This is a genomic window from Salipiger sp. HF18 (assembly GCF_011806505.1).
Lineage (GTDB): Bacteria > Pseudomonadota > Alphaproteobacteria > Rhodobacterales > Rhodobacteraceae > Salipiger > Salipiger thiooxidans.
Genome location: NZ_JAATOS010000991.1, coordinates 1 through 541 on the forward strand (window position 1 = coordinate 1; position 541 = coordinate 541).

A 541-nucleotide genomic window follows, 5' to 3' on the forward strand; every position below is an offset into this window, starting at 1 on the left:
GGCCGGAGGATCGCGCCATCACGCCTAGCAAGACGGAAAACAATTCCGCTCGCCCGACTATTTCAGCACCCTGTTAGACATGCCGCCAGCTCCGATGGCCTTCACCAGGTCATCCACGGACCGCGTGGAGATGCCGTGAACGTAAGCCTCCTGGATCACCGCCACCAATGCCTTCTCGGCTGTCCGCCGCGGTTCAAGGAAGCTGGGGAAATAGCTGCCCTTGCGCAGCTTCGGGATCTCTAGCGCGATCCGGCCGGCACGCGTATCCCAATCCCGCTCCCGGTATCCATTCCGCTGGGCCTCTCGCATTGGCGAGCGCGTGCCCTTGGCCGCGCCGGTCCGCGCTTCGATCTCGGCCTCCATGATGCGCTCGGCTGCAAAGGCCAGCATCTCGCGCACGAGATCGCCATCAGCCTGCTTCTCAACCAGCTCCATCAGAGCCATTCTGTCGTCGGTCATCGTCATCTCCGTCTCAGGTTTCAGGTGTCGCAACCCAAACCTACTCCGAAGATCGACGATGACCGCCAGCCTCGCGATCAGC

The 541-nt window shown here is 62.5% G+C and carries 1 pseudogene; it reads right to left on the reverse strand.

The window, feature by feature from the left end:
• Positions 1-75 precede the first annotated feature (75 nt).
• Positions 76-459: pseudogene (locus HC022_RS28435) on the reverse strand (transposase); the annotation flags it as partial.
• Positions 460-541: the final 82 nt, after the last annotated feature.